Here is a 10,584-nt window from a genome sequence, read left to right as displayed (position 1 = left end):
ATCCGGGTGCGCAGCCCATATCATTAATGAGATAGCCAACATCTGGACTTACAGGGGATGACACCGATGCATAAGAAATGGCTGTACCGACTGATTCTTTCCTACCTGCCGATTCTGTTTGCCGTAGTATTTTGCCTCATCATTTTATTCTTCCTGACCTTAAATGAAGCGATGGAGAGACAGACGGCTCAGGCAAACGGCGTGTACGCGGAAAATGTGCTGCAGATTGTGGACACCACCCTGCGCAACCTGGAGACCACCACGATCAAAAGCCTGCTGCTGGATGAGAAGGTTGGCAGTTATTTCGACCGGCCGGGGAAGCTTGACCCTTATCAGGATTACGGGGTCGCGGAGGTGCTGCTGGATTTCATGTCGCCGCTGCCGATGATTGATTCGGTCTATCTATACCGCGCAACCGACGGCAAGGTGCTGATGCAGCATTTCGCCTCCCGCCTGCCAGACTTCGGGGACCGCAGCTTTATTGAGACTGCGATGGGGAATGCCCCGAGCTATATCTGGAGCGGAATCCGTGACTTGCAGCTTTTCTCCGGGGAGGACCAGCCGAAGTCGGTCATTTCACTTGTGGAGCAGGTGCCTTACTTCTCCGGCGAGCAGGGACTGATTGTCATTAATGTGCGCAAGGAATCTCTGCAGACGCTGATCCAGGATATGAACATGGCGAATACGGAGATCTGTCTGAAGGATGCCGGAGGGATTGCTTTTGCAGGTGCGGATACCTGTTCTGACCCGCAGGTTCAGGATCGGGCGGTTAGCCGGATGTCCCCCTATACCGGCTGGACGATCAAGGTTGGAATGGCGCGGGCGGAGGCCTTCTCGCTGCTGTCGGCCTTCTCCAATATCTGGGCCATTCTGGGCTTTGCGGCTGTCGTTGGCGGGATTGCGGCCATGACCTATATCAGCCACCGGAATTACCGTCCGATTGAGCAGGTCATGAGCCGGATCTACAGGTTCGGAGAGGACCGTGCCTTCGGCTGGAAGCCGCAGAGCAAGGAAGGCGACGAATTTGCCTTCATCGGCCATGCGCTGGAGAGCCTGATCGAGCAGACCAACAGCTATGAGAAGCAGCAGGTCGAGGGGATTCTGCACAGGCGGAATCAGTTATTCAAGGAGCTGCTGGAGAACAGCGGCCAGATGTCGGCGGATAACTGGAGCAGGGAAGCGGAACGGATCGGGATGGACGGTGAATTCGCAGGTGCGGTGGTGGGCATTGCCGAGATTGATTTCTATGAGGCTTTTGCCGCAGGTTACTCGGCACGGGATCAGGCATTGTTCAAATTCACCCTGCGCAGTGTGATTCAGGAGATTTCCGAGAAGGAAGGGGTGTCCCTGTGGACTGAGTGGATCGGACCGGTCCGTCTGGGACTGCTGTTCCGCCGCTCTGCGGATGAGGAGGCAGCGGACATCACAGAGAAGACGCTGATCATTGCTGAATCTGCCCGGTCCTGGGTGAAGCAGCATCTCAAGTTCACGGCTACCTTCGGCATCAGCGGACCTGCCGCCGGTCTCAGCAGCTTATCGGGTGCGTACCGCCAGGCCCTGGGGGCGTTGGACCGCAAAATAACCGCTGGCCCAGGCCGCGTCTATGCGGCGCCTGCCGGCTCGCTGCCTCCGGCTGAAGGAATGGATGTGCTGGTCCAGGCCATCGGTGCCGTTCCCCAGCTGTACCGGCTGGGGAACGCAGAGTGGAAGCCGCTGATCGAGCGGATTTTTGAACTGCTGGCAGGCGGCAACTACTCCAAGGAGGATATCGTCCGGCTGCTGAGGCTGCTGGAGACCGGGCTGTCCCGGGAGATGCAGGAGCTGCCGCCGGAGATGAAGGGGATCTGGAATAACGGACGGCTGCGGGGCATTCCGCATTCACCGGAGTCTTTTGAATGGATTGAGGAGCTGCACGGGGAACTGGTCTCTTCGCTGGAGGAGATGGAGGAGGCGCTGAGCAGCCTGCGGATGAACCGGGAGCAGTACACACTCGCCAATAAGGTGCGCGAATACATTGGCTGCAATTACGCGGACCCCGACTTCTCCCTGACCCATGTTGCCGACAGCTTCGCCATGAACACCAAGACGGTAAGCCGGATCTTCAAGGAGGAGATCGGCGAGAACTTCGTCGATTATCTGGCCCGCCTGCGTATGGAGGAGGCTAAGCGCCTGCTGACCGGAACCTCCGAACCAGTGCAGAGCATCGCGGAGCGTGTGGGGTATCTGTACCCCATGTCCTTCATCCGCGTCTTCAAGAAGCTCGAAGGTATCACGCCGGGCGAATACCGCAAAGCCCAGGGGAGTCCCCTGCATGGTGGTGATAGTGAGGGTGATGGGGAGAGTTAGGCTCATATGGCCATGTGATGTGAGCGGGGCGCACAGCGATTAGCCGGTTATAGTTGGCGAAGCTACGGGGTATAGGTGTGTAACAAGACGGCCGGGGTTTCCGGCCGTCTTGTTCGTCTGCTTGCTGCTGAGGCGCTGCCATTCTGGAAAACAACATCGGCGCACGAATGAAGTGCATAAATACACCACATTTCCGTAAATCCACCGTTGGCGCATGTATGCTGTTTTCCGCATACATTGGTTCACGTGTCTGCGTGCGAGCCCAATGATGAAGGGTATAAATACACTGCATTTACGTAAATCTACCGTCGGCGCACGGATGAAGGGATAAATACACCGTATTTACTGGAATAGCACTGTTGGCGCAAGAGTCAAGTGTATATGTCCCCCCCAGTGCCGGCGTTGGCAGGCCTCGATCAGCATCTTATTTTCTCCCGGAACAAGCCTCTCCTTTATTCTGAAACATTGGCGGGTAGTCTGCACAGCGCTGACAGTAAGCCCGGATTCGGTTGCCGCATCATGTGCACGTATAGCTGCATTTTTGCATGTCGTTATTATGCTAAAGAAGGGCATGATCGTCAAGGAATCGGCCCGCCGGATACGTTACTCTAGAAGGGTAGATGACATAAGGCTGGAGGGACACGATGCAGCGTTGTTTATATAGAGCCGAGTGCAGGGAGGATGCTGATCCGTCGACGTTCTGGGAGGCACAGACCGGGCTGCTGAATGAACGCATGGACAGGCTGGGCCTGGGACGGCTTAGTATTTTACAGGATGGCAAGGAGCTGTTTCTATACTATGAGTGCACCCGCCGGGAGGTGGAGCCGGAGCAGCTATTTCAGGGCGCGGCAGAGATGCTCAAGGAATGGCCGGGAGGGGAGCAGCCCCGGTTGTGGGTGCCTATGATGGATATTTTCCATTATCAGCAGCCGGTCTCCGCAGAGCATTGGAAGCGCAGTCATGCGGCGGGAACCCCCTACGGAAGAGTGGCGGCGCTGAAGCCGGAGCAGGTCGCAAGCTATGTGTATCACCATTACCAGTATCAGGAGGAGCGCCCGGGAGACGGTGACAAATATGGGATTATCGGGCTGCATGAGAACCTGCTGTTTTTTTATTCCGAGCTGCCTGCAACGGTGGAGCCTGCCCCGTACGCCGGGAAGCTTACCACGAATCTCCGGCCGGACAACTGGGGTGAGGTGATGGACCCGCATTTCAGGAAATGGAGTGAGATGCCGCCGGATCAGGCCATTTGGAAAAAGCTTACGCTCGTCCTAACCATCCCCCGCCCCTATGCGGAAAAAGGAGAATGATTATGCTACGTACATCGATATGTCTCAATGGTGAGTGGGATTTCATGCCGCTCTATGACCAGCCGCGCACTCGCGCCCTTCCGGAGAAATTGCAATACGAGGCCCGTAAAATACAGGTTCCATCGAGCTGGCGCTACAGCTATACTGCGCCTTCGGGCAGCAAATTCGGCGAAGTCGCCGACCATAATTTTCAGCCCTTCGATGTGTACAGCTACCCGGAGGAATGGAATGCAGCCGAAGCCGGGGTGCTTCACCGCAGCTTTCAGGTGCCGGAGACAATGCTGGAGCAGCGGGTCGTACTTCGGTTCGATGGCATTATGCAAAAAGCGGCCATCTATCTGGACCGCGAGCGGATTGCGCTCTGGGAGGACGGCTTCCTGCCCTTGCGGCTGGATATCACCGGGCTGGTGAAGCCCGGCCGGGAGCAGCAGCTGCACGTGGTCTGCGGTAGCTTCGACACGGCGGTGCTTCCCTCCGGGGAGACCAAAATCACCGGACTCTCCGGCTCCTGGTTCGGCAGAATCGCCCGGGGCATCTGGCAGGATGTCTTCCTGGAGGCCTATCCGCCGGTATCGCTGGAGGATCTTACGATCCGCACCTCTGTCCGGCAAGGAAGGCTGGAAGTGGATGCCCTGATAAGCGGCACAGTAGACGGTCCCTTGTCCGAAGGACTGCGGGTGCTTTTGCAGGTCAGGGAGCGAACGTCCGGCGTTCCGGCCGCACGGACAGAGCCGCCCCATCTGTCGCAGAAGCTGGCGGCCGCCCGTCCGCTGCCCGTACTTGAAGCGGAAGCCGCAGTAGCGCTTCGCCCTGCGGAGGCTGCGGCCGGACGGCAGTTATGCAGAAATACCGGCAGCCGGGAGTGGGGAGGAGCGGCATTCAGCCTGCCCTGGCAGGAGGCCATGCTGTGGAGTCCGGATTCCCCTGTCCTGTATGAGCTGGAGCTAGTGCTTCAATCGGGCGATGTCGTTCTGGACCGCCGGAGCGAGACCTTCGGCTTCCGGGAGTTCTGGTGCGAAGGGCCGCAGTTTATGCTGAACGGGATTCCCGTTAATCTGCGGGGGGACTCTTGGCATTTTCAGGGTGCCGCCCAGCAGACAGAGGACTATATCCGTAACTGGTACCGGATGTGCCGGCAGGCAGGCATTAACAGCATCCGGCTCCATGCGCAGCCGTATCCGTCAGATTATCTGCGGATTGCCGATGAGGAGGGGATGCTGATTGTCGATGAGACGGCTATCTACGGCTCCAGCAAAAGCATGGATGCCGCCCATCCAGATTTCATCGGCAATTGCCGCGCGCATGTGCAGCGGCTGGTGCAGCGGGACAAGAATCACCCCTCGGTCATCCTGTGGAGTGTGCAGAACGAGATGCGCTGGGTGGACGGACGCGATGAATACAAGCAGCATATCCCCGGCCTGATTGAGCTGATGAAGGCGCTGGATGATACCCGTCCGGTCATGGTAGAAGGAGATAACCGCCTGGTCTCCAGGCAGCAGACCGAGGTGGAGAGCCGCCATTACAATATTGACGGCACCATCGCGCAGTGGGACCGGCAGGCTCCGCTCACCTTCGGCGAACATGGCGGCTGGTGGTACATCTGTCCGCAAAACAGCAGCATGTACTCGGGAATGGATGTATATAAAGATTCAGACGCAAGTGCTGCTGGGCTGGCCCGCAAGGAGCGGCTGTTCGTGGAATATGCAAGGCGGCAGGGAGTTTCAGGCATCTCTACCTTTAACTTTGTCCATTACTTCATGCGGGCGATGCCGGAGCAGGAGATCAAGCTGCCGCAGGCTGACCTGACCACCCCCGGCCCTAAGCCTGCTGTGATTCCGGCCTACTCGCTCTCGCTGAACAACGGGCTGCTGCCGGAGGCGTATCCGGTCTACAGGCCTAATCCGGCTTTTGCTATTATGGCTGCGGCCTTCAAGCCGGTAACGCTGATTGCCGCCGAATACAACCGCTGCTTCTTCGATGATACGCCGGTCTCCCGCAGCTTCGATGTCTATAACGATACACTGTCCACGCAGGAAGTAACGGTGGAATGTGAAGTCATGCAGGGCGGGCGCAGCGTACACAGCGAGACCTTCCGCTTCCGTCATGAGCCTGCTCAGCGCCGGAGCATCCGGCTGGAGTGGATGCCGGAGGCAGTCCATGGCGAAGGAGCTGGGGTAGCAGCAGGAGATGGGACATCAGTACAAGATGGGACATCAGTACAAGATGGGGCAGGAGTAGGAAAAGGGGCAAAAGGAGGAGAGGGGGCCGGAGTAGGAGCACCACTAGGTGAAGGAGAAGCCACTCTGTCTGCCCGGCTGTTCCATGGCAGCGAGCTGATGCATGAGCTTGAGGTAAGCTACCGCCTGCTGTCCGGCAGCTGCCGGACCGAGCCGGTAGAGATTGCCCTGTCCGCAGCATACATCGGCTCTGACCGGGACTTCCAGGCGATTCACGCGCTGGTGCCCGCTCTGGTCCGGGCAGAGCCGGAAGCGGTAGATAAGCTTGCGGCTGGAAGCCTGCTGATTGCCGGCAGCAAAATGGAGGATAAGGATGGGTCGCTTGACCGGAGGCTGAGAGGATTCGTGCAGCGGGGCGGCCGGCTGCTGCTGCTGGAGCAGCTTCATCTCTCTTGCGGCAGACTGCCGCTCACCCGCCGGGAATTCATCCGCGCACATGCCGGGGATTACGGGCATCCGGTGCTCCGGGGATTAGGCCCGGAAGATCTGATGTACTGGCATGAGGAGCTGCGCGAGGACGGGCCGCTGCCGATCATCCATGCGGCGTTCGAGAAGCCGGTAATCGGCGACTTCACCCTGCTGCTGGAATGCAGCGCAGGGGACTTCGGAGACGGCGGCGATTTGTGGTCGCCGCTGCTCGAATACCGCAGCGGAGCAGGCATGTTTCTGGCGAATCAGCTGGAGATTATGGACCATCTCCAGCGGGTTCCTCAGGCGCAGCTGCTGCTGCGCAGCCTGCTGCAGTATGCGGGCCGCGCAGTCCACGCGGCCGCTGGTCCGGCGGCTGTTGCGCTGCGGTCCGCCGCGCCGGAGACCGCAGCAGCCGATCTTGCCACCGCCGCCAGGTCCGTCGTAGAGGAGCAATGCGCTACCGTTCCATCTTGCACCGATCTTACCGCAGCCGTAACTGCTCCAGCCCCGGCTGCGGTGCAGCCCGCAGCAGCCGATCCAGCCGCGGCAAGGTCCGCTGCGGTCTGGGTTCGCAGCGACAGTCCGGCGGCAGCCTTGCTCGGCAAGCTCCGCCTGAAGGGCCAGAGGCTGGACAGCGCCGCAGGCTTGTCCGGCCTGACCCCTGGCCTCCTCGTCGTGGAGGCCGCACTGCTGGGCGCACCGGGCGCGGCGGAAGCCGTGCGCCAGGCAGCCCTGGCCGGCGGCAGCGTGCTGGTGCTGCCGGCAGAGCAAGGCGGGCAGGAGGCGCTTGCCCGCCTGCTGCATGCTTCCGTGCGCATCGCGCCGCACGGGACGTATCATCTGGTGGCGGACTATGCGCACGCCGCCATGCAGGGCATCAGCCCCGTCGACCTGTTCGGCTTCGACAAGGTGCATCTCTCGCCCCGGGATGTCGTCAACCGGAAGCTGGCCGGGTACAGGCTGGAGGTGCCAGATGCGGAGGTGCTGTGCACCAGCGTCGAAGACACAGCCTGGAAGGACTATTTCGCCGGGCAGCATACGGCGGAATACAGCAGGCTGGCGCTGGTCGAGCTGAACCGCAGGAAGGCGGCTGCCCCGGGAGCTTTTGTGATCCGGCAGGCGGCCGGAGCAGGAGAGATCGTCTGCTCGCAGCTGCTCGCCGACCCGGATAGCGACAAGAGTCTCAGGCTCTACACGCGCCTGCTCGGCAATCTCGGGGCCGCTTTCGCCGATGAGCTGCTGCTTCATGATAAGGGAGATGCGCAGTGGGCGGTGGAGTCCGCAATGACACTGTTCTGTCCGCCGCATACCGACTACGAGGTGATGAAGGACTACTATACCGACCCCGAATTCTCCCTGAACAATTTGGGGGAAGGCCTATACGGCTGGATGAAGAAAAAAGAACGACGCCCGGACGGAACCTTCCTCATCCCCTCACCGGAGGGCCGGCCCCTGTTCCTGAGCTGCTTCGTGCATCTGCCGGAGACGGGGGATGCAACCGAAGCAGCCGCAGGCAGCGGGAAGCCGGGTGGAACGAGAACCGGCAGACTACGGGTGAACTCGGCCTGTGCTTTTGAGATCTATATGAATGGCAGGCTGGTGGCAGATCCTGAACAGGAGATTACGCTGGCCAGCGGGATCAACCGCCTGATCGCCATCGTTCGGGGAGCACAGGAGGATATCGCCTTCGGCATGGTGTTCCTGAATACAGACGGCACGTATATGAATGATCTGGAGTTCCGCCTGACGATGGATGAGGTGGAGCCCAAGTGAGCAGAACCAATGGAGAGGAGCAGACCGATATGAACGCCAATGAACAGGTGCCATCCGCAGCATCTGCATCATCCGTACCACCCACATCACTCACTCCACCCGCAGGCCCTCCCGGCCGCGATACAGAGCTGGACCAGTATTTCGCCTTCAATGATGACGCGAGGGAGGTAGAGTTCAAGCGGCATGATATGCCGACCCCCTGGCTGAACTATTTATCCAACGGAACCTTCCATACCATGCTGTCCCATGCGGGCGGGGGATTGGCCTTCTATAAGTCTCCGCAGATCTGGCGGATTACCCGCTACCGTTTTTTCCATCTGCCGACCGACCGCTCCGGTCCTTATATCTACTTGCAGGATGCCGGAACAGGCAGCTACTGGTGTCCCACGTATGAGCCGGCCTTCCGGAAGCCGCAGGAGTGGCGGAGCAGCCATGGCATGGGCTATACCCGCTTCGAAGCGCAGGCGGATGAGCTGGCGGCGAAGACGGTTTATTTTGTCGGGCCTTATGAGAACTCGCTGATCTGGAATCTGACGCTGACCAACCATAGCAGCAAGGTCAAGGAGCTGAACGTGTATGCCTATGCCGAATTTGGGATGATGGAATTCATGCGCGAGCTGCAATGGCAATGCTATAACAAGCATCAGGTGTCGGTGCAGTATCATGAGAAGGAAGCACTGATCTACAAATACGGGGTGGAAAATCAGCCCAAGCCGGACGAAACTCCGCTCGTCTATATGATGTCCGATGCACCGCTCGCCGGGTATGACGGAGACCGTGAAGAATTCATCGGCAGCTACCGCAGTGAATCCAATCCGGCCGCTATTGAGCAGGGGGGCTGCACCGGCTCGGCCATTCTGGGAGGCGACCCCTGCGGCGCACTCCAGGTCCGGGTAAAGCTTGCGCCTGGCGAGACCCGCACCGTGAACTTTTTCCTCGGAACAGCGATGAACGAGAGCGAGATTGAACGGGCCATCAGCCATTCGCGGGAGGCGGATTTCGTCACCCGTTCCTACGCGGCGCTTCAGGAGAACTGGGCGCGTTACCTCGGGGCCTGGAATTGTGAGCTGCCGGATCAGGATGCGCAGCGTATGCTCAACACCTGGAATCCGTACCAGTCGCAGCGGAACTTCCTTTTTTCGCGCAATATTTCGTACTATGCCACCGGTACCTTCCGGGGCGTAGGCTACCGGGATACGGCACAGGATATTCTGGCAGTCGTACCATACGATCCCGAGGCAGCCAAAGATAAAGTGCGACTGCTCCTGGGGCAGCAGTATCAGGACGGGCATGTGAATCATTACTTTTTCCCGAATGAGGGCTGGGACCCGGTGACCAGCATCCATTCGGATGATCACCTGTGGACGGCGCTGGCCGTCTGGGACATTCTTGCCGAGACCGGAGAAGCCGCATTCCTTCAGGAGACTATTCCCTTCTATGACGGCGGTGAAGCGCCGCTCTATGATCATTTGAAGCGGGCGGTGGACTTCACCGTCTCCCGGCTGGGGCCGAACGGCTTCCCGCTGATGCTGCGCTCGGACTGGAATGACCAGCTTTTCCGCGTATGCCGTGAGGGCAGGGGAGAGAGCATCTGGACAGCGATGCAGTTCGGGACGGTGCTGCTGCGTATGAAGGATCTGGCGGCGGCTTCCGGTTACCCGGAGCATGCGGCGTACTATGACCGGCTCTACGGGGAGCAGAAGTCGCTCGTGAACACGCTGGGCTGGGACGGGAAGTGGTTCCGGCGGGCGGTGATGGATGACGGGCGGTATCTGGGTACCGCCGAGCATGAGGAGGCCCAGATCTGGCTCAACGCCCAGACTTGGGCGACCCTGTCCGGCATGGCCGAGCCTGATAAGGGGCTGAAGGCGATGGACAGTGTGCGCGATATTCTCGATACAGAGCTGGGTATCAAAAAACTGCATCCGTCCATCACCACCTTTCCCGATCCCGCCGATCCGTTAACCAACTATAACAAAGGAACCGGGGAGAACGGGGCCGTCTTCTGCCACGCCAATACCTGGGCGATTATTGCGGAGTGCATGCTGGGCAGAGGGGATCAGGCGTACAAATATTATCGCCAGCTGATCCCGAACATCGCTATGGAGCAAGCCGGAATCTGGCGCTACAAGGCAGAACCGTATGTCTATGCCTCGAACCTGTTCGGGCCAGAGTCCGACCGCTTCGGTCTGGCGAATGTATCCTGGCTGACCGGGACGGCTGCGTGGATGTATGTAGCTGCTACACAGTACATTATGGGCATCAAGCCGGTGCTGGCCGGACTGTCCATTAACCCGTGCATCCCGTCTGCCTGGGAGGGCTTCTCGGTCACCCGGCGGTTCCGTGGCTGCGAGTATGAGATTACCGTGAAGAACAACAGCCATGTCTGCTCAGGCGTCCAAGAAATCCGGGTGGACGGCGAGCGTCTCGAAGGAACAGTCATTCCCGCATATCCGCACAAGCAATCAGTGAAAGTGGAGGTCATATTATAACGATAGGCTTTCTGT

Annotated in this window: 4 protein-coding genes; all 4 read left to right on the top strand. The window is 59.3% G+C overall.

The window, feature by feature from the left end; all coding sequences use genetic code 11:
- Positions 1–66: 66 nt before the first annotated feature.
- The 4 genes from C173_RS25645 (at position 67) to C173_RS25630 (ending at position 10,569) form a co-directional block, all read left to right on the top strand.
- On the top strand, positions 67–2,346 hold the full coding sequence (locus tag C173_RS25645; RefSeq protein WP_036730373.1) for a helix-turn-helix domain-containing protein: 2,280 nt from the start codon (positions 67–69) through the stop codon (positions 2,344–2,346).
- A 644-nt stretch (positions 2,347–2,990) separates the two neighbouring features.
- Positions 2,991–3,656 carry a hypothetical protein gene (locus C173_RS25640; RefSeq protein ID WP_036730371.1) on the top strand — a complete coding sequence of 222 codons (666 nt, stop codon included), beginning with the start codon at positions 2,991–2,993 and terminating at the stop codon, positions 3,654–3,656.
- Positions 3,657–3,658: 2 nt separating this feature from the next.
- On the top strand, positions 3,659–8,077 hold the full coding sequence (locus tag C173_RS35105) for a glycoside hydrolase family 2 protein (protein WP_036730369.1): 4,419 nt from the start codon (positions 3,659–3,661) through the stop codon (positions 8,075–8,077).
- Positions 8,074–10,569: a GH36-type glycosyl hydrolase domain-containing protein gene (locus C173_RS25630; protein WP_036730367.1), complete on the top strand. Its 2,496-nt coding sequence runs from the start codon at positions 8,074–8,076 to the stop codon at positions 10,567–10,569. Before C173_RS35105 ends, C173_RS25630 begins: the two co-directional genes overlap by 4 nt.
- Positions 10,570–10,584: the final 15 nt, after the last annotated feature.

This window comes from Paenibacillus sp. FSL R7-277 (assembly GCF_000517965.1).
GTDB lineage: Bacteria > Bacillota > Bacilli > Paenibacillales > Paenibacillaceae > Paenibacillus_AQ > Paenibacillus_AQ silagei.
This window is presented reverse-complemented; position numbering and strand designations above follow the sequence as displayed.